Annotated in this window: 18 protein-coding genes; 14 read left to right on the forward strand and 4 right to left on the reverse strand. The window is 66.0% G+C overall.

All coding sequences use genetic code 11. The features are described from left to right. Nucleotides 1–7: 7 nt before the first annotated feature. The 13 genes from murD to ACNH6H_RS14815 all read left to right on the forward strand — a co-directional run bounded on the left by murD (nucleotide 8) and on the right by ACNH6H_RS14815 (nucleotide 15,044). A complete protein-coding gene (murD, locus tag ACNH6H_RS14755; RefSeq protein ID WP_418318688.1) occupies nucleotides 8–1,744 on the forward strand; it encodes a UDP-N-acetylmuramoyl-L-alanine--D-glutamate ligase in 1,737 nt (578 codons plus the stop codon). Then, nucleotides 1,741–2,985 carry a putative lipid II flippase FtsW gene (gene ftsW, locus ACNH6H_RS14760; protein WP_418318690.1) on the forward strand — a complete coding sequence of 415 codons (1,245 nt, stop codon included), beginning with the start codon at nucleotides 1,741–1,743 and terminating at the stop codon, nucleotides 2,983–2,985. Before murD ends, ftsW begins: the two co-directional genes overlap by 4 nt. Before the next feature lie 139 nt (nucleotides 2,986–3,124). Beyond that, entirely contained in the window at nucleotides 3,125–4,204 is a 1,080-nt protein-coding gene (gene murG / locus ACNH6H_RS14765; RefSeq protein WP_418318692.1) for an undecaprenyldiphospho-muramoylpentapeptide beta-N-acetylglucosaminyltransferase, read from the forward strand. A gap of 79 nt (nucleotides 4,205–4,283) precedes the next feature. Beyond that, nucleotides 4,284–5,687 (forward strand): UDP-N-acetylmuramate--L-alanine ligase, encoded by a 1,404-nt coding sequence (murC, locus tag ACNH6H_RS14770; RefSeq protein ID WP_418318694.1) that lies wholly within the window; start codon nucleotides 4,284–4,286, stop codon nucleotides 5,685–5,687. Beyond that, nucleotides 5,684–6,646: a D-alanine--D-alanine ligase gene (locus tag ACNH6H_RS14775; protein WP_418318695.1), complete on the forward strand. Its 963-nt coding sequence runs from the start codon at nucleotides 5,684–5,686 to the stop codon at nucleotides 6,644–6,646. The genes murC and ACNH6H_RS14775 overlap by 4 nt, the downstream gene beginning before the upstream one ends. A gap of 13 nt (nucleotides 6,647–6,659) precedes the next feature. Then, nucleotides 6,660–7,496 (forward strand): cell division protein FtsQ/DivIB, encoded by an 837-nt coding sequence (locus ACNH6H_RS14780; protein WP_418318697.1) that lies wholly within the window; start codon nucleotides 6,660–6,662, stop codon nucleotides 7,494–7,496. Between the two features lie 3 nt (nucleotides 7,497–7,499). Then, entirely contained in the window at nucleotides 7,500–8,729 is a 1,230-nt protein-coding gene (gene ftsA, locus ACNH6H_RS14785; protein ID WP_418318698.1) for a cell division protein FtsA, read from the forward strand. Between the two features lie 168 nt (nucleotides 8,730–8,897). Further along, on the forward strand, nucleotides 8,898–10,106 hold the full coding sequence (gene ftsZ / locus ACNH6H_RS14790) for a cell division protein FtsZ (RefSeq protein WP_418318699.1): 1,209 nt from the start codon (nucleotides 8,898–8,900) through the stop codon (nucleotides 10,104–10,106). Nucleotides 10,107–10,185: 79 nt separating this feature from the next. Next, nucleotides 10,186–10,410 carry a hypothetical protein gene (locus ACNH6H_RS14795; protein WP_418318701.1) on the forward strand — a complete coding sequence of 75 codons (225 nt, stop codon included), beginning with the start codon at nucleotides 10,186–10,188 and terminating at the stop codon, nucleotides 10,408–10,410. A gap of 71 nt (nucleotides 10,411–10,481) precedes the next feature. Continuing rightward, on the forward strand, nucleotides 10,482–11,336 hold the full coding sequence (locus ACNH6H_RS14800; RefSeq protein ID WP_418318702.1) for a 3',5'-nucleoside bisphosphate phosphatase: 855 nt from the start codon (nucleotides 10,482–10,484) through the stop codon (nucleotides 11,334–11,336). 70 nt (nucleotides 11,337–11,406) lie between these two features. Next, a complete protein-coding gene (locus ACNH6H_RS14805) occupies nucleotides 11,407–12,375 on the forward strand; it encodes a DMT family transporter (RefSeq protein WP_418318703.1) in 969 nt (322 codons plus the stop codon). Between the two features lie 12 nt (nucleotides 12,376–12,387). Then, nucleotides 12,388–13,011, forward strand: coding sequence for an L-threonylcarbamoyladenylate synthase (locus ACNH6H_RS14810; RefSeq protein ID WP_418318704.1), 624 nt, complete (start codon nucleotides 12,388–12,390; stop codon nucleotides 13,009–13,011). A gap of 596 nt (nucleotides 13,012–13,607) precedes the next feature. Next, the gene (locus ACNH6H_RS14815; RefSeq protein ID WP_418315762.1) at nucleotides 13,608–15,044 is read left to right on the forward strand and encodes an IS1182 family transposase; all 1,437 of its coding nucleotides are present in this window, start codon (nucleotides 13,608–13,610) and stop codon (nucleotides 15,042–15,044) included. A 181-nt stretch (nucleotides 15,045–15,225) separates the two neighbouring features. Here ACNH6H_RS14815 and ACNH6H_RS14820 read toward each other — a convergent pair whose 3' ends face one another. From ACNH6H_RS14820 to ACNH6H_RS14830, 3 genes are all read right to left on the reverse strand, one after another. Then, nucleotides 15,226–15,579, reverse strand: a complete 354-nt coding sequence (locus tag ACNH6H_RS14820) for a RidA family protein (RefSeq protein WP_418318705.1) — start codon at nucleotides 15,577–15,579, stop codon at nucleotides 15,226–15,228. Beyond that, the gene (gene plsY / locus ACNH6H_RS14825) at nucleotides 15,576–16,265 is read right to left on the reverse strand and encodes a glycerol-3-phosphate 1-O-acyltransferase PlsY (RefSeq protein ID WP_418318707.1); all 690 of its coding nucleotides are present in this window, start codon (nucleotides 16,263–16,265) and stop codon (nucleotides 15,576–15,578) included. The genes ACNH6H_RS14820 and plsY overlap by 4 nt, the downstream gene beginning before the upstream one ends. Before the next feature lie 65 nt (nucleotides 16,266–16,330). Further along, on the reverse strand, nucleotides 16,331–17,209 hold the full coding sequence (locus ACNH6H_RS14830) for a hypothetical protein (protein ID WP_418318708.1): 879 nt from the start codon (nucleotides 17,207–17,209) through the stop codon (nucleotides 16,331–16,333). A 198-nt stretch (nucleotides 17,210–17,407) separates the two neighbouring features. Between ACNH6H_RS14830 and ACNH6H_RS14835 the strand changes: the two genes are divergently transcribed. Further along, complete coding sequence (locus ACNH6H_RS14835; protein WP_418318709.1) at nucleotides 17,408–17,953, forward strand: glycine zipper 2TM domain-containing protein; 546 nt, start codon at nucleotides 17,408–17,410, stop codon at nucleotides 17,951–17,953. A 34-nt stretch (nucleotides 17,954–17,987) separates the two neighbouring features. On the opposite strand, the gene ybaK is transcribed toward ACNH6H_RS14835, so the two are convergent. Beyond that, complete coding sequence (gene ybaK, locus ACNH6H_RS14840; protein WP_418318710.1) at nucleotides 17,988–18,476, reverse strand: Cys-tRNA(Pro) deacylase; 489 nt, start codon at nucleotides 18,474–18,476, stop codon at nucleotides 17,988–17,990. Nucleotides 18,477–18,493: the final 17 nt, after the last annotated feature.

The raw sequence follows: 18,493 nt of genomic DNA on the forward strand, positions 1-18,493 counted from the left end.
ACGGACGATGAAGCAGCTTGCCTCCACATCGGTGCTGATCCTCGGCCTTGGTTCGTCCGGGCTGGCAATGGCGCGCTGGTGCGCGCGCGCCGGTGCACGCATCGCCGTCTGGGACAGCCGGCTGGCCAGCGGCGAGGCGCTGCCGAATGCGCAGCTGCTGGCGCAGGAGCTGCCGCAGGCGCGAATGCTCGATGGCGCGCTCGATGCCGCGGCGCTCGACGGTATGAATCTGGTGCTGAAGAGCCCGGGCCTGTCGCCGCTCGACGACCGACTCGCCGCACTGCTTGGCGCCGCCCGCGCCGCCGGCGTGCCGGTGCAGGGCGAACTCGATCTGTTCATCGCCGCGCTGGCCGACCTGCGCGCCGATACCGCTTATGCGCCGAAGCTGATCGCGATCACCGGAACCAACGGCAAGACGACGACGACGGCGATGACGCAACTGCTGGTCGCGAGTACCGGCCGGCGCGTTGCGGTGGCCGGCAATATCGGGCCGACGATGCTGCAGACGCTGGCCGAGGCATTGGCGGCGGCCGAGGTGGCTGTCGACGAGGTGACCGAGGCAGATGCCGAGCAATCGGCCGAGACGACGCCAGCGGATTCGCATGCCGGCAGCGACGCGGACGCGGAAACAGGTGCGGATGCAGGCATCGACCCGGCTGCAGATCGGGCGGCGCGGCTGGCTGCCGCCTTGCCCGAGGTCTGGATCCTCGAGCTGAGCAGCTTCCAGCTCGACGGCGTCGAAGGATTTGCGCCCGATGCGGCAACGGTGCTGAACATCACCGAGGACCACCTCGACTGGCACGGCGAGATGGACAGCTATGTCGCCGCGAAGGCGGGTGTTTATGGGCCGGCCGACGGCGCGACGGTGATGATCGTCAACCGCGATGATCCGCGTGTCGAAGCAATGGTGCCCGCGCCGGTGGCCGGCAAGGGCCGCTTCGCAAAGCCGGTGCAGCGCCAGGTGATCCGCTTCGGCCTGCAGGCACCGCGACGGCCGGGCGATTTCGGCCTGTTGACCGACAACGGCATGGTCTGGCTGGCCCGTGCGCAGGACGCCGATCCGACGTTGCAGCGCGGCGGCAAGCGCGGTGCTGCCGCCGACGATGAAGAGCTCTTTTTCCAGCGCATGATGCCGGCCGATGCGCTGCGCGTGCGCGGCCGCCACAACGCAGCCAATGCGCTGGCGGCGCTGGCGCTGGCTCAGGCGATCGGCTGCCCGCTGGCGCCGATGCTGCATGCGCTGCGCGACTACAGCGGCGAGCCGCACCGGCTGCAGTTCGTCGCGTCGATCCGCGGCGTCGATGCCTTCGACGACAGCAAGGGCACCAATGTCGGCGCCACCGTCGCCGCGATCGACGGCCTCGGCAGCGACCGTTCGCCGGCCAGGCTGGTGCTGATCCTCGGCGGCGACGGCAAGGGCCAGGATTTCACACCGCTGCTGCCGCCGTTGCAGCGGTTTGCGCGCGCGATCGCGACACTCGGCCGCGATGCCGAGCGCGTCGAACAGGCGCTGCGGCCGCTGACCGAAGGCGCCGATGGAGCCGCGGCGCTGCCACTGCAACGCCACCCGACGCTGCAAGCGGCGACACGCTGGTGTTTCGAGCAGGCGCAGCCCGGCGATGCGGTGCTGTTGAGCCCGGCCTGCGCCAGCCTCGACATGTTCCGCAACTATGGCGAGCGCGGTGAGGTGTTTGTTCGCGCGGTGCACGACCTGGCGGCCGACCTCGGCGAGGTGACGACATGAAGGCCCTGCTCGCACGCGTCGGTTTTGGCCGCCCGGCCGGTGTCGACAAGGACACCGCGGTACCGATCCGCGACTGGGTGCAGGTCGGCCGCGGCCAGCCGCCGAAGTTGCTCGGTTTCGACCAGGCGCTGCTGTGGGTTGCGCTCGGCCTGCTCGGTCTCGGCCTGGTGATGGTCTACAGCGCGTCGATCGCGCTGCCCGACAACCCGCGTTTTGCACGCTACGAACATACCCACTTCCTGACCCGCCACCTGTTGTCGATCGCGATTGCCGCGCTCGCCGGCATCGTCGTCGTGCAGGTGCCGATGGCGTTCTGGGAAAAGGCCGCGCCGTGGCTGTTCGTCGCAGTGCTGGTGCTGCTGGCGCTGGTGCTGGTGCCGTTCATCGGCAAGGGCGTCAACGGCGCGCGGCGCTGGATTGCACTCGGCGTGATCAATTTCCAGCCATCCGAACTGGCGAAGCTCGCCATGGCGATGTATGCGGCCGGCTACATGGTGCGCAAGATGGACGTGAAGGAAAACTTCCTGCGCGCGGTGCTGCCGATGGCGTTTGCCGTCGCGGTGGTCGGCCTGCTGCTGCTCGCCGAACCCGACATGGGCGCCTTCCTGGTGATCGCGATGATCGCGATGGGCATCCTGTTTCTCGGCGGCATCAATGGCCGGATGTTCCTGCTGATCACGACGATCCTGGTCGGCGCCTTCGTGCTGATGATCACGACCAGCGAATGGCGCCGCGAACGGATCTTTGCCTACCTCGATCCGTGGGACGAGCGCTATACGCTCGGCAAGGCCTACCAGCTGTCGCATTCGCTGATCGCCTTCGGCCGCGGCGAACTGTTCGGTCAGGGCCTCGGCGACAGCGTCGAGAAGCTGCATTACCTGCCCGAGGCGCATACCGACTTCCTGCTCGCGGTGATCGGCGAGGAACTCGGCTTCGCCGGTGTGGCCTGCGTGATCGTCGCCTTTTTCTGGCTGACCCGGCGCATCTTCCACATCGGCCGCCAAGCGATCGCACTCGACCGGGTTTATGCCGGCCTGTTTGCCCAGGGCATCGGCATCTGGATGGGTGGCCAGGCCTTCATCAACATGGGCGTCAACCTCGGCGTGCTGCCGACCAAGGGCCTGACGCTGCCGCTGATGAGCTTCGGCGGCTCGGCCATCCTGCTCAACGTCATCGCGATCGCGATGGTGATGCGGGTGGATATTGAAAACAGACAACTCATGCGAGGAGGCCGAGCATGAGGCGGGCGATAGCACGCAGCCACGCGCTTCAGCGCGGGGCCGGACTGTTTCGGTGCAGGCTCATGTCGCGAAGCGACGTGAAGCGCGCGCAGCGCGCGGGCCGAAACCAGAACAGGCAACTCATGCGCGGAGGTCGCGCATGAGCAACAAACACCTCATCGTGATGGCGGCCGGCACCGGTGGCCATGTGATTCCGGGGCTTGCAGTCGCGCGCGAGATGTTGTCGCGCGGCTGGAGCGTCAGCTGGCTCGGCACGACCAAGGGCATGGAAAACCGGCTGGTACCGCCGAGCGGCATCGAGCTCGATGCGATCGGTTTCAGCGGCCTGCGCGGCAATGGCCCGCTGCAGACGCTGACCGGCGGGCTGCGGATGCTGGTTGCGTTCTGGCAGTGCCTGCGCATCATCCGCCGCCGGCGCGCCCGGCTCGTGCTTGGCATGGGTGGATATGTCTGCTTCCCCGGGGGTCTGATGGCGTCGCTGCTCGGCAAGCCGCTGATGCTGGTCAATGCCGATGCGGCACTGCTGCTGAGCAACAAGGCGCTTCTGCCGGTCGCCGACCGCATCGCCTTCGGTTTCGACGGCGACGCTGCGCGCAAGACGAAGCTGGCGGTCGTCACCGGCAACCCGGTGCGCTTCGACATCGAGGCGCTGCCGGTTCCGGCCGAACGGTTTGCCGGCCGCAGCGGTCCGCTGCGGCTGCTGGTCGTCGGCGGCAGCCTTGGCGCAAAGGTGCTGAACGAGACGCTGCCGCAGGCGCTGGCATTGCTGGATCCGGCGCAACGGCCATTGGTCACGCACCAGACCGGCGCGGCGCATCACGAAGGTGTCGTTGCCGACTATGCGGCTTGCCAGGTCGAGGCCGACATCGTGCCGTTCATCGACGACATGGCGCGCCGGCTCGCCGATTGCGACCTGATCGTCTGCCGGGCCGGCGCGGTGACGGTCAGCGAACTGTGCGCCGCCGGCGTCGCCGGCATCCTGGTGCCGCTGGTCGTCAGCACCACCTCGCACCAGCGCGACAACGCGGCCTGGCTGGCGTCGCACCAGGCCTGCGTGCACCTGCCGCAGACCGAACTGACTCCGCGCCGGCTTGCCGACGTGATCGCCGGGCTGACCCGCGACACGCTGCTCGGCATCGCGACGCGGGCACGTGAACTGGCCCGGCCGCGCGCTGCCGCGCATGTCGCAGACGAACTTGAAAGGCTGGTGGCGGCATGAAACACGCAGTGAAGAACATCCACTTCGTCGAAGGGCCACGAGTGCCGCCGAAGAAACGCGGCACGCGGGAGATCTGCGCATGAAACACGCAGTGAAGAACATCCACTTCGTCGGCGTCGGCGGCGCCGGCATGAGCGGCATCGCCGAGATCCTGCACAACCTCGGTTATCTGGTGTCGGGCTCGGATCAGAACGACAGCGATACCGCACGGCGGCTCGCGCAGCTCGGCATCCGCGTGCACATCGGTCACGACGCGGTTCATGTCGGCGGTGCCGATGCGGTCGTCACGTCGACCGCGGTGAAGGGCGACAACCCGGAGGTGATTGCGGCGCGCGCTGCGCGCATTCCGGTCGTGCCGCGTGCGGTGATGCTGGCCGAGTTGATGCGGCTGAAGCAGGGCATCGCGATCGCCGGCACGCACGGCAAGACGACGACGACCAGCCTGGTCACGAGCGTGCTCGCGCAGGCCGGCGTCGATCCGACCTTCGTGATCGGCGGCAGGCTGAATGCCGCCGGCGCCAATTCGCGCCTCGGTTCGGGTGACTACATCGTCGTCGAGGCGGATGAGTCCGATGCCTCGTTCCTGAACCTGATGCCGGTGATGGCAGTGGTCACGAACATCGACGCCGACCACATGGATACTTATGGCCACGACTTTGCGAAGCTGAAGCAGGCCTTCGTCGAATTCATCCACCGCATGCCGTTCTACGGTGCAGCGATCGTCTGTGTCGACGATCCGGGTGTGCGCTCGATCCTGCCGATGATCTCGCGGCCGATCGTCAGCTACGGTTTTGCCGAAGATGCGATGGTCCGCGCCGTCGACGTGCGCGCAGAAAACGGCGCGATGCGCTTCACGGTGCAGCGCCACAACGGCGTGCGCATGGCTGACATCGAGGTCACGCTGAACCTGCCGGGCAGGCACAACGTGCTGAACGCGCTGGCGAGCATCGCCGTCGCGACCGAGCTCGAACTGCCGGACCAGCCGGTTATCCAGGGTCTGGCCGAATTCAAGGGCGTCGACCGCCGCTTCCAGCGCTACGGCGAATTGCCGGCGGCCGGCGGCAGCTTCACGCTGGTCGACGACTACGGCCACCACCCGGTCGAGATGGCGGCAACGATCGCCGCCGCACGCGGCGCATTTCCGGAGCGCCGCCTGGTGCTGGCATTCCAGCCGCACCGCTTCACGCGGACCCGCGACTGCTTCGAGGATTTTGTCAAGGTGATCGGCAGCGCCGACGTCGTGTTGCTGGCCGAGGTCTATGCCGCCGGCGAATCACCGATCGCCGCCGCCGACGGCCGGGCGCTGGCGCGCGCGCTGCGACTGGCCGGCAAGGTCGATCTGGTGTTCGTCGACGAGATCGGCCAGATGGCACAGACGATCGCCGAGCAGGCGCGCGCAGGCGATGTCGTGATCGTGATGGGTGCAGGCTCGATCGGCCAGGTGCCGCAACGGGTCGTCGATCTGCTGAAGGAGGCTGCATGAAGATTGATCCGGCAAGCCTCGGCAAGACCGCGGTGCTGATGGGCGGCACGTCTGCCGAGCGCGAGATTTCGCTGTTGTCGGGTGGCGGCGTCCTGAGCGCGCTGCAGTCGCAGGGCGTCGACGCCCATGCCTTCGATCCGGCCGAACGCGAGCTGGCGGAGCTGAAACGCGACGGTTTTTCGCGCTGTTTCATCGCGCTGCATGGCCGGCATGGCGAAGACGGCACGGTGCAGGGTGCGCTCGAACTGCTCGGCATTCCGTATACCGGCTCCGGCGTGATGGCCTCGGCGGTCGCGATGGACAAGGTGATGACGAAGCGGATCTGGATCGCCGAAGGTCTGCCGACACCGCGCCATCTGCTGCTGGCGCCGGGCGAGCAGGATCGCGAACGCATCAACGGCGTGCCGGATCAGCTCGGCCTGCCACTGATCGTCAAGCCGCCGCGCGAGGGCTCGTCGATCGGCGTCACCAAGGTCGCCGGTTATTCACAGATGCAGGCTGCGGTCGAACTCGCCGCCGGTTTCGATCCCGACGTGTTGTGTGAGGAATTCATCGACGGCATGGAAGTCACCTGCCCGGTGATCGGCCAGGGTGCGACGGCCCGCGCGCTGCCGGTGATCCGCATCGTCGCGCCCGAAGGCGCCTACGACTACCAGAACAAATATTTCACCGATGTCGTGCAGTACCTGTGCCCGAGCGGCCTCGGCGACGCCGTCGAGCAGGAGATCCAGCGCATCACGCTCGCCGCGTACCACAGCCTCGGCTGCCGCGGCTGGGGCCGGGCCGACCTGATGATCCGCGCGGCCGACCAGCGGCCGTTCCTGCTCGAGATGAATACCTCGCCCGGAATGACGTCGCACTCGCTGGTACCGATGTCGGCGCGCGCCGCCGGCATCAGCTACGAGCAGCTGTGCCTGCAGCTGCTGGCCGGCGCGAGCCTCGATACGCCGAAGCGCTGAGCGAGCAAGCACCATGGCCACGATCATCCGCACCCCGAAGGTCAAGCAGCGCGTCGCGACGCCGCTGCCGACCGACGTCGTGCTGATGAATGCGACCGCCAACCTGCTGTTTGCGCTGACCGCGCTGGCCTCGGTGGCGCTGGTCCTGTGGTGGTTGGCCCAGCTGCCGGTCTTCCGGCTGACCGCGATCCGGGTCGACGGCGATCTGAGCCACAACAGCGAGGCGACGATCCGCGCCAATGCAGCGCCGAAGCTGGCTGGCACCTTCTTCACGATCGACCTGAATGCGGTGCAGCGGGCATTCGAATCGGTGCCGTGGGTGCGCCATGCGATCGTCCGCCGCGTCTGGCCGAACCAGCTCGCGGTCACGCTCGAAGAGCACCAGCCGGCTGCTTTGTGGATACCGACCGGCGCGGTCGAGAAGGCGAGCGACAAGCTGGTCAATACGCATGGCGAGGTGTTCGAGGCCAACCTCGGCGATGTCGAGGACGACGATCTGCCGACGCTGAGCGGACCTGAAGGCAGCTCACGCCAGATGTTGACGATGCTGCAGCGGCTCGATCCGATGTTCGGCCAGCTCGAGTGGCAGATCGAGACGCTGCTGCTGAGCGGCCGCGGGTCGTGGCGTGCCGAACTCGACAGCGGCGCGCGCATCGAGCTCGGCCGCGGCAGCGACGACGAACTGCACAAGCGCAGCGAACGCTTCGTCGCCACCGTCGCCACCGTCGCCAACGAATACCTGCGGCCGGTGCAGTACGCCGACCTGCGCCACCGCGATGGATATGCACTGCGACTGAAGGGCGTTTCGACCACCCTCACCGCAGCAGAGAAAAAAGCTCCCCGGAACTGAACGATGCCCAAGGAATACAAGGAACTGGTCGTGGGTCTGGACATCGGAACCGCCAAGGTGATGGCGGTGGTGTCCGAAGTGCTGCCGAACGGACAGCTGCGCCTGGCCGGGCTCGGCGTCGCACCGGCACATGGCCTGAAGCGCGGTGTCGTCGTCAACATCGACGCGACGGTGCAAAGCATCCAGCAGGCGCTGAAAGAGGCCGAGATGATGGCCGACTGCAAGATCACCCACGTCTATACCGGCATCACCGGCAGCCACATCCGCGGCCAGAATTCGACCGGCATGGTGATCGTGCGCGACAAGGAAGTGACTCCGGTCGACGTCGCGCGTGTCGTCGAGACCGCGAAGGCGATCAACATCCCGAACGACCAGCGGCTGCTGCTGGTGCAGGCGCAGGAATTCGTCATCGACGGCCACGAAGTGAAGGAGCCGATCGGCATGAGCGGCGGCCGGCTCGAGGTCAAGGTGCACATCGTCACCGGCGCGCAGAGCGCGGCCGAGAACATCATCAAGTGCGTGCGCCGCTGCGGCCTCGAAGTGAACCAGCTGGTGCTCAATCCGAGCGCGTCGAGCCATGCGGTGCTGACCGAGGACGAACGCGACCTCGGCGTCGCGCTGGTCGACATCGGCGCCGGCACCACCGATGTCGCGATCTTCACCGATGGCTCGATCCGCCATACCGCGGTGATCCCGATTGCCGGCGACCTGATCACCAGCGACATCGCGATGGCCTTGCGCACGCCGACCAAGGATGCCGAGGAAATCAAGATCGAATACGGCGTCGCGAAGCAGCTGCTGGCCGATCCGAACCAGCAGCTCGAGGTGCCCGGCCTCGGCGACCGTCCGCCGCGCATGCTGAGCCGGCAGGCGCTGGCCGGCGTGATCGAGCCGCGGATCGAGGAGATCTATTCGCTGGTGCACCAGGTGATCCGCGACAGCGGCTATGAAGAGCTGCTGTCATCGGGCATCGTGATTACCGGCGGCGCCGCGGTGATGCCCGGAATGATCGAGCTCGGCGAAGACATCTTCCTGAAGCCGGTCCGCAAAGGGCTGCCGCTCTACAACGGCGCGCTGCACGACATGGTCGCCAATCCGCGATCGGCCACCGTGATGGGCCTGCTCGAGGAAGCGCGGCTCGGCCGCAGCCGCGGCCTGCGGGCCTCGCAGCAGGCCGGTTCGGTACAGAGTTTTTTTGGTCGGGCCAGGGACTGGTTCCTCGGGAACTTCTGATGCGCCTTGATCCGATCCCCTTGACCTGGCATGCCGGACGTGGTCCGCCCGGCAAACGGCGGGTCCACGGCACCTGGCTCGATCCGGGAGGCTGAAACAACAACACCAGAACGACAGACAGCAAGCTCAGCAGACAGACCTACCGCAACAAATTTCAGGAGTACACAAATGGCCATCGAAATGATCGAAGAATTCGACCAGGGAACCCAGATCAAGGTGATCGGAGTCGGCGGCGGCGGCGGCAACGCCGTCAACCACATGATCGCGCAGGGCGTGCAAGGCGTTGAATTCGTCTGCGCCAATACCGACGCGCAGGCGCTGAACCGCTGCACGTCGAACCAGCTGATCCAGCTCGGCACCTCCGGCCTCGGCGCCGGTGCCAAGCCGGAGGCCGGCCGTGCCGCAGCCGAGGAGGCGATCGAGCAGATCCGCGAATCGATCGCTGGCGCCAACATGTTGTTCATCACCGCCGGCATGGGCGGCGGCACCGGCACCGGCGCAGCGCCGGTGATCGCGCGGGTCGCGAAGGAAATGGGCATCCTGACCGTCGGCGTCGTCACCAAGCCGTTCGAGTTCGAGGGCTCGCGGCGCATGAAGGCCGCGGACGCCGGCCTGGCCGAACTCGAGGCCAATGTCGATTCGCTGATCGTGATCCTGAACGAGAAGCTGCTCGAGGTGTTGGGCGACGACGTGACGCAGGACCAGGCATTCGCCCAGGCCAACGACGTGCTGAAGAACGCCGTCGGCGGCATCAGCGACATCATCCACATGCACGGCCTCGTCAACGTCGACTTCGAGGACGTGAAGACGGTGATGGGCGAGCCCGGCAAGGCCATGATGGGAACCGCGACCGCGAGCGGCCCGGACCGCGCGGCCAAGGCCGCCGACGCTGCCGTCGCCTGCCCGCTGCTCGAGGGCATCGACCTGTCGGGCGCCCGCGGCATCCTGGTGCTGATCGCTGCGAACCGCACGACGCTGAAGCTGTCGGAGAGCAAGAATGCGATGAACACGATCCGCCGTTATGCGGCCGACGATGCCCACGTGCTGTTCGGCACCGTCTACGACGAAAGCCTTGGCGACCAGCTGCGCGTGACGGTGATCGCCACCGGGCTGAGCCCGACGCGCCGCCAAGGCAGCGCACCGATGTCGGTCGTGCACAGCGCACCGGTGCTGCGCACCGGCACCGACAACGTGCCGATCCTGAACAACGCGGTCGGTCAGTCGGTGCAGATGGCACCGTCGCTGAACGACTACAGCGGCCTGTCGACACCGAGCGTCTGGCGCAATGGCCGTGCTGCGGCCAAGGTCGACGCGCTGGCCAGCAACGGCATGGACGAGATCGAGATCCCGGCCTTCCTGCGCAAGCAGGCAGATTGAGCCGGCGGCCCGGCCGCGGGCGGCCGGGCCATCCCCATGCGATCATCCGACTTCTCTGGCCCCGAGAAGGAGAAGACGCATGATGGGATCACAAATGGATTACGGCATGGCCTCGTTCGGGCTGTGGCACCTGCTGATGGCGGTTTTCTGGCTGGCAGTGTTTCTGGTCCCGGCCTGGCGGATCACGCAGAAGGCCGGGTTTCCCGGCCCGCTGTCGCTGCTGCTGCTGATCCCGATGGTCAACATCATCATGGTCTGGGTATTTGCGTTCATCAAGTGGCCGAACCAGAAAAGCGAAACCTGAGGCCGGTACCGGCCCGGGCGAGCCGAAGCCCCGAATCAACCGGGGCATTCGGCTCTCCGTACAATCCCTGAGTGGACATACTGAACGCCGACCTGCACTGTCATTCGACGATTTCCGACGGCACGCTGGAGCCGGAAGCGGTCGCAGCGCGTGCCAAGGCAAACGGCGTCGAGTTGTGGGCGCTGACGGACCATGACGAGATTGGTGGTCAGCAACGGGCGATGGCCGCTGCACACGACCTCGGTCTGCCCTACCTGACCGGCACCGAGATCTCTGTCACGTTTGCCGCGACGACGGTGCACATCGTCGGCCTCGGCTTCGATGCCGACGATGCGGCGCTTGCCGCCGGCCTTGCGGCAACCCGCGGCGGCCGCCGCGAACGCGCGCAGCAGATGGCCGAAGGCCTCGCGAAGGTCGGCATCAAAGGCAGCTTCGAAGGTGCGCTGCAATATGTCGGCAATCCCGAATTGATCTCGCGCACCCACTTTGCGCGTTTTCTGGTCGAAAGCGGCGTCTGCCGCGATACCTCCGAAGTCTTTCGAAAATACCTGGTCGAAGGCAAACCCGGCTATGTGCCGCACCGCTGGGCGGCGCTCGGTGATGCGGTGCGCTGGATCAGCGACGCCGGCGGCATCGCGGTGATCGCGCACCCGGGCCGCTACAAGTTCACGCCGACCGAGGAGTTCGCGCTGTTCAGCGAATTCATCGAGCACGGCGGCCGCGGCGTCGAGGTTGTGACCGGCAGCCACAGCCGGGCCGATTTCGTCAAATATGCCGATACCGCGCGCGAGTTCGACCTGCTGGTCTCGCGCGGCAGCGATTTCCACGGCCCCGGCGAAAGCCATACCGATCTCGGTACGCTGCCCGACTTTGCCAACGAGCTGACGCCGGTCTGGTCCGCGCTCGAAGAGCGCATCCTGCGGTGATGTCCGGCGTCATGCAGCCGTCCGCTGGCGGCGCCCGCGCTGCGTCGTCGACCGGGCGCAAGGAGGCCGCTTGAGCACCGCGGTGCTGCCAACCGGCGTGCCGCCGGTGGTCGTGCGCCGAACGCTCGGCGTCGGCTTGATCCTGCTGATGACGTTGTGCTTCGCGATGCTCGACACGAATGCGAAGTTTCTTGGCGGCGTGGTGCCGGTGATCATCGTCGTCTGGGCCCGCTACATGGTGCAGGCGGTCGTGATCGGTGTCTGGCTCGCGCTGCTGCAGCTGCGCCAGCGGCGCAACCTGTTTCTGACCCGCCATCCCCGCTTCCAGCTGCTGCGCGGTTCGCTGCTGCTGTTGTCGAGCGTGATCGTCTTTTACGGGCTGCAGTTCATGCCGGTCGGCGAATTCACCGCGGTTGGCATGTTGACGCCGGTGATCGCGACGCTGCTCGCAGCGCTGCTGCTGAAGGAATCGCTGACACCGCTGCGCGCCGCGCTGGTCGTCGGCGGCTTCATCGGTGCGATCACCGTCGTGCGGCCCGGCAGCGGCCTGTTCGGCATCTATGCGCTGCTGCCGCTGACGATGGCGCTGGTTTATGCCTCGTTCCAGCTGCTGACGCGCAAGCTGTCGGGGCTCGAACACCCGCTGACGACGCATTTCTATACCGGGCTGGTCGGCTCGGCGATTGTCAGCATCGTGTTGTGGTTCAGCCCGACCGATCTGTTGCCGTCACTGGCCGCGGCGTCGCCGTCTGTCTGGGGCCTGCTGCTGCTCGCTGGCGTGCTCGGCACCGCCGGCCACCTGTGCCTGGTCTTCGCGCTCGGCATGGCGCCGATGGCGGTGCTGATGCCGTTCACCTACGTGCAGATTGCCTTTGCCAGCATGGCCGGCTGGGTCATCTTTGGCCATGTGCCCGACAGCTGGGCATTCGCCGGCATGGCGATCGTCGCCGGCTGTGGAGCTGCCTCGGTCTGGCTCAATCTGCGCGAGGCTTCTGCCGCGGTTCCGGCTCGCAACGATGCGCAGACGATCGCGGACTGATAACGTCGGCCCATGTCGCAATATTTCGAAGTCCATCCGGACAACCCGCAGCCCCGGCTGCTGAAGCAGGCGGTGCAGCTGCTGCACGGCGGCGCGATCGCCGCGGTGCCGACCGATTCGAGTTATGCGCTGGTCTGCCACCTCGACGACAAGGCCGCGGCGGAAAACCTGCGCCGCATCCGCGGCGTCGACGACAAGCACCATCTGACGCTGCTGTGCCGCGACCTCAGCGAAGTGGCCAACTACGCCCGCGTCGACAACCGCCAGTACCGCCTGATCAAGGCGGCGACGCCAGGACCGTTCACGTTCATCCTCGAGGCGACGAAGGAGGTGCCGCGCCGGCTGTCGCATCCGTCACGACGAACCATCGGTCTGCGCGTTCCCGATCACCGCGTGACGCAGGACCTGCTCGAGATGCTCGGCCAGCCGCTGCTCGCAACGACGCTGATCCCGCCCGATGAAACCGAACCGCTGAACGACCCGCAGGACATCCGCGAACGTTACGAAAAGCTGATCGCCGTCGTCGTTGATGCCGGCGCCTGCCCGATGCAGCCGACGACCGTGATCGACCTCTGCGAAGACCCGCCGCTGCTGGTGCGGCAGGGGCGGGGCGATGCGGCGCGATTCGGTATCTAGGCTCTCTGCCGACGTACATCTATCCGTTCAGGGTTCGGCTCTTACCGGTGTTTTTCGGAGGGCGGAGATCCGCCCTGAGCGGCCGTTGAGTTCGCAGGCCGCGCTGACTTTTGTGGGAGGGGCTTCAGCCCCGCTTCGGAATCTTGGCCGCGCGCATGCCCTTCGAATTGCATGCCAAGACCGAGCGGCGCGGCCGGCGGCACCCGGTCGTGGCTCATGATGCGGCGGTCCTCGCTGGCGCTCGGACTGCGCTGCGATGCTCGGTCCAGGGTCGCGCGGCGGAACTCGCTACGTTCGCTGCGCTCACTGCGCTCGGACAACCGCCGCGAGCATGTTTGTTGATGCTCGCTGCGCTCGCCGACCCTGGCCCTCCGCTTCTCGCCGCCGCATAAATCGCCCCGCCCGACCGCGCCTTTGCTCTCGCCTCTGTGTGCCTGACGATTCGCAGTCGTGCAAGTGCCCGAATCGGGGCTGAAGCCCCTCCTACAAAGTCTGGCACGGCCCAGGCGCCAGATGTCCGCTCCGGGCCGAGGCTGTGTGGAAACTCTTCGGCACCAGTTGTGTCATATCTCCAGTAGCGACGACAGGAGTGATCGATGGGGCGATACGTCGAAGGCCAAGACCGAACGCAGAGCGTCCTCTTCCCCGAGCAACTGGATGACTGGATTCATGAGGACAACACGGTTCGCGTCATCGATGTCTTCGTCGACGAACTAGATCTGAGGAAGCTGGGCTTCGATCGTGCCAATCCTGCAGAGACGGGTCGGCCGGGGTACAGCCCGGCGACGCTGCTCAAGATCTATGTCTACGGCTACCTCAACCGTGTGCAGTCGAGCCGACGCCTGGAGACCGAAGCACAGCGCAATCTCGAACTCATCTGGCTGACCGGGCGCTTGGCGCCGGACTTCAAGACCATCGCCGACTTCCGCCGTGACAACGGTGATGCCATCGGCAAAGTCTGCAAGGAGTTCGTTCTGCTTTGCCGCCGGATGAAGCTCTTCACCGACGGCGTCGTCGCCATTGATGGCAGCAAGTTCAAAGCGGTCAACAGCCGCGACAAGAACTTCACCGACCGCAAGCTTCAGGCGCGAATCGAACAACTCGAAAGCAGCATCAAGCGCTACCTGGTTGAGCTCGACCGCGCCGACCGTGATGCCACGGCCGTTCTGCCTGGCCGAGTTGCGCACCTCAAGGAGAAGATCACCAAGGTCAAGCAGCAGATGAAGGCGCTGGAGGCGATCGGTGAGCAAATGAAGGTGTCCGAGGACGGGCAGATCTCGTTGACCGATCCGGATGCACGCTCGATGGCCACCAGCGGCCGAGGCACTGGCGTGGTGGGCTACAACGTCCAGACGGTCGTGGATGCCAAGCACCACCTGATCGTGGCCCACGAGGTCACCAACGTTGGCCATGACAGGGACCAACTGGCGAACATGGCCAAGCTTGCCAAGGCAGCCACCGGCGAGGACAAGCTGATTGCGCTGGCCGATCGCGGGTATTACGAAGGCTACGAGATCCTGGAGTGCGAGCGCTCGGGTGTGGCCGCAGTCGTTCCCAAGCCGATGACTTCGAACAACCTGGCCGACGGGCTCTTCGACAAGCGGGATTTCGTCTACGACGGCGAGAAAGACGAATACCGGTGCCCGGCCGGGCGGATTGCCATCCACAGGTTTACATCCGAGGAGAGGGGCAAGATCCTGCACAAGTATTGGTCGTCAGACTGCCCACAGTGCCCGATGAAGCCACAGTGCACGACGAGCAAGAATCGCCGTATCGCCCGCTGGGAGCACGACGACATCCTAGATGTCGTTCAAGAACGGCTGGAGCGCGCGCCCGAAGCCATGAAGCAACGAAGGCAGACCGTCGAGCATGTGTTCGGAACGCTCAAGGCCTGGATGGGATCGAGTCATTTCCTGAGCCGTACGCTGCCTCGCGTGAAAACCGAGATGAGCTTGCAGGTTCTGGCCTACAACCTAAAGCGGATGATCAAGATCCTCGGCACTGGGCCGCTGATCGCAGCGATGAGGGCATAGGGCGCCCGCCCTCACCTAAAAGTTCTTCGCGCGGGGCAAGTTCAGAGATTGCCGCCTGGCCATCGCGTTGGTCTGCTCAGGTGATCGGAAAACCGAGTTTCCACACGGCCTCGGCCGATAAGCGACGAGCCCTCTCGATCTTCCAGACAGTCGGCCCCAAAGGCGTAGCGCTATCGCCCGCTCAAGCCACCGCAGCCGTGACGACGATCTCGAGTTTCCATTCCGGCTTCGCGAGCGCGGCGTGCACGGTGGCGCGGGGCGGGGTCTGGCCGGCGACGACCCATTGTTCCCAGACTTCGTTCATTGCTGCGAAGTCGGCCAGATCGGCGAGGAAGATCTGCGCGCGCAGGATGTGCGACTTGGCGCTGCCGGTTTCGGTGAGCAGCTTGTCGATCGCATCGAGCACCTGCTGCGTCTGGCCCTTGATGTCCGCCGAGCCGTCCTCAGGCACCTGGCCGGCGAGGTAGACCACGCCGTTGTGGACCGCGGCCTCGGACATGCGGGGGCCGACATGGAAACGCAGGATGTTGCTCATGGCTTGTGTTTGTGTTTGCGGGAAGAGGAATGAGTCGGCGCCTTCGCGCCGGGCACCGGATGGTGTACCGCGGCTGAAACTTTTTGCCCGAGTTTGCTTTCGGTGCCCTTCAGCAGCTTTTCGATATTTGCCGCATGGCGCCAGATCAGCAACAGACCCATCACCGCGACCGCGAGTGCGGTCGGCCCGGCGCCCCAGATCAGCAACTGGTAGAACGGCGCAAATACCGCGGCGACGATCGCGGCCAGCGACGAATAACGGAAGAAGCCGGCGATGATGATCCAGGTCGCCAGCGTCGCAACGCCGAGCATCGGGTTGATCGCGAGCAGCACGCCGGCCGCGGTCGCGACCCCCTTGCCACCCTTGAAGCCGAAAAAGACCGGCCACAGATGGCCGATGAAGGCGGCCAGCCCGACCGCCGCGACGGTCGCTTCGCCGAGGCCATGGCGCGGCCCGAGCCAGGCAACGAGCAGCACCGGAACAACGCCCTTGACGCCGTCGAGCAGCAGCGTCAGCAGTGCAGCGGCCTTGTTGCCCGAGCGCAGCACGTTGGTTGCGCCCGGATTGCCGGAGCCGAACTGGCGCGGATCCTTGATCCCCATCACGCGGCAGACGATCACCGCAAACGACAGCGAGCCGATCAGGTAGGCGGCAATGATGGCAAGCAGCGACAGCGCGATGGACATGGGCGATTCGTGGGCCTCGGCGGCAATGGAGCAGCGATTATCGCAATCGGCCGGCCGCTCGACGTTCAGCGCGTACCGGGTCGGCGTACCGGACCGCGATCGGCCAGCGAGCCGGCGCCGAAGGCCAGCACATACAAGGCCCAGACCAGCAGCAGCGGCAGTGCGACCGTCTGCATCAGGAAGATCACGATCAGCCGGATGATCTTCTCCGGCAGTTCTTCCGCGGCCTTTCTGATCGCGTCGTAGTCGACCGTTGGCAGCAGCCGCGAACCGATCCCTTGCTTCAGAGCTTCGGCGCCTCGTTTCAGCTTGCCAAACCAGCCCTCTGCCGGCTGCTCACCCGGCTCGACGTCCGGCTTCGGCGTCATCGTGTCGAGCTGCTTCGACGTCGTCAGCAGCGACTGTTGGCCGGACCGGTACTCGTCGGCCATCAGCTGCTCGAAAACGAAATCGCTGCCGATCGTTGCCAGCGGAATCGCCAGCCGGATCATCAGCAGCACCAGCACCAGCCGGGTCAGCCATCGATAGCGCCGGCCGGTCAGCAGCAGCGCGGCCCAGGCGATCGCGACGATGCTGACGGCGGTCGAGACGGCCCAGTGGCCGCCGATCGCGAGCAGCATCTTCTGCACGCCGAAGGCGACGCTGGCAAACAGCATCAGGCTGGAAAACTGCTCGATCAGGTCGTTGATCGGATCGAGGATCTGTCCGAGCGTCAGCGTCACACCGACGCCCAGCGGTTGCACCGACAACTCGGTGCCCTGAACGACCGAGATCAGGCCGTTCAGTGTCCGCGCCGAGGCAAACGTGATGACCGCGCGTTTCAAACCGGCATCGGTCTGCTCATCGGCAAGCGCCTGCAGCGGCTGATACCACGCGACAAAGACCAGCAGCAGCGCCGCGATGACGCCGGCCCAGCGCCAGCGGTGAAGAGGGGCTTGATTCACGATTTCCCTTGCACTCGGTTACCAAAGTGACAGCGATGCGGCCGCTGCCTACAAGGCGACGGCTGACGCGCCGATGGTGGGTTGACGGCGGTTGCCGCAATGTGTCGTGGCATTGAAAGCCGGCGACTGTTGCGACACATTCTGTCACCGCGGCACCGGCAAACGACCCGAAACTGGGTAGCAGGAAAGGATCAACAAATGGACAAGTCGATGCTCAAGGGAATGGCGGTAGGCGGCCTCGCAATGGTCGTGCTCGGCGCCGGTGCTGTCGGTGGCTACAAGACGATTGCGCAACCGAAGGTTGCCGAGGTCGTAGCCGTCAAGGAGGTCACCGAAACGGTCGTGACGCCGCGCGAGCGCTGCGACAACGTGCAGGTCAGGCATCAGGCTCCGGTGCAGGATCCGAACCGCATCACGGGCACCGCGATCGGCGGTCTCGCCGGTGGCCTGCTCGGCAGCCAGATCGGCGGCGGCAGCGGCAAGACGATCGCGACGATCGCCGGCGCCGCCGGCGGCGCCTATGCCGGCAACCGGGTGCAGGCGGACATGCAGCAGAAGGATGTCGTGACGACAACCGAACGCCGTTGCCGCACCGTCAGCGACAAGTCGAAGAAGCTGGTCGGTTACGACGTCACCTACCGCCTCGACGGCAAGAGTGGCCAGGTCCGCACCTCGTTCAAACCCGGCGCGACGCTGCCGGTGAAGAACGGTCAGGTCGTCACGACGGCCCCGCGAGTGTCGTGATCGAAGCTGCCGCGCCGGCCGGCAGCGCGTCGGCTCATTCGCCAGCGCATACGACCGGCCGTGCGCCGAGTTTGTCGACCAGCCAGCGCGGCTCGATGCCGAGCAGATAGCCGCGGCGGCCGCCGTTGATGTAGATCTTCGGCAGATCGAGCACCGTGCGTTCAACGTGGATCGGCATCGGCTTTTTCGTCGCGAACGGCGAGGTGCCGCCGACCAGATAACCACTGTGCCGCTGCGCAACCTCCGGCTGGCACGGTTGCACCCGCTTGACACCGATCTGCCGCGCGAGGTTTTTCGTGCTGACCTGGCGGTCGCCGTGCATCAGCACAATCAGCGGCTTGCCGGTTTCGTCTTCCATCACCAGCGTCTTCACGACATGGTGTTCGTCGACGCCGAGCTGGCGCGCCGATTCGGTCGCCCCGCCGTGCTCGACATAGTCGTACAGGTGCTCGCTGTACGGCACCTGCTGCGCCTTCAGCCAGCGCGTGGCAGGTGTTTCGGAGGCGTGGTCCTTGCGAGCCATCGGTGTTCGATGAACGG

This window comes from Pseudideonella sakaiensis (genome assembly GCF_048320135.1).
GTDB lineage: Bacteria > Pseudomonadota > Gammaproteobacteria > Burkholderiales > Burkholderiaceae_C > Ideonella_A > Ideonella_A sakaiensis_A.

Coding starts and splice junctions, on each gene's coding strand:
- ACNH6H_RS14775 (WP_418318695.1), top strand. CDS start 5,684: ATGAAGATTGATCCGGCAAGCCTCGGCAAGACCGCGGTGCTGATGGGC.
- ACNH6H_RS14780 (WP_418318697.1), top strand. CDS start 6,660: ATGGCCACGATCATCCGCACCCCGAAGGTCAAGCAGCGCGTCGCGACG.
- ybaK (WP_418318710.1), bottom strand. CDS start 18,476: ATGGCTCGCAAGGACCACGCCTCCGAAACACCTGCCACGCGCTGGCTG.
- murG (WP_418318692.1), top strand. CDS start 3,125: ATGAGCAACAAACACCTCATCGTGATGGCGGCCGGCACCGGTGGCCAT.
- ftsW (WP_418318690.1), top strand. CDS start 1,741: ATGAAGGCCCTGCTCGCACGCGTCGGTTTTGGCCGCCCGGCCGGTGTC.
- ftsA (WP_418318698.1), top strand. CDS start 7,500: ATGCCCAAGGAATACAAGGAACTGGTCGTGGGTCTGGACATCGGAACC.
- ACNH6H_RS14795 (WP_418318701.1), top strand. CDS start 10,186: ATGATGGGATCACAAATGGATTACGGCATGGCCTCGTTCGGGCTGTGG.
- murD (WP_418318688.1), top strand. CDS start 8: ATGAAGCAGCTTGCCTCCACATCGGTGCTGATCCTCGGCCTTGGTTCG.
- ACNH6H_RS14820 (WP_418318705.1), bottom strand. CDS start 15,579: ATGAGCAACATCCTGCGTTTCCATGTCGGCCCCCGCATGTCCGAGGCC.
- ftsZ (WP_418318699.1), top strand. CDS start 8,898: ATGGCCATCGAAATGATCGAAGAATTCGACCAGGGAACCCAGATCAAG.
- murC (WP_418318694.1), top strand. CDS start 4,284: ATGAAACACGCAGTGAAGAACATCCACTTCGTCGGCGTCGGCGGCGCC.
- ACNH6H_RS14815 (WP_418315762.1), top strand. CDS start 13,608: ATGGGGCGATACGTCGAAGGCCAAGACCGAACGCAGAGCGTCCTCTTC.
- ACNH6H_RS14810 (WP_418318704.1), top strand. CDS start 12,388: ATGTCGCAATATTTCGAAGTCCATCCGGACAACCCGCAGCCCCGGCTG.
- plsY (WP_418318707.1), bottom strand. CDS start 16,265: ATGTCCATCGCGCTGTCGCTGCTTGCCATCATTGCCGCCTACCTGATC.
- ACNH6H_RS14835 (WP_418318709.1), top strand. CDS start 17,408: ATGGACAAGTCGATGCTCAAGGGAATGGCGGTAGGCGGCCTCGCAATG.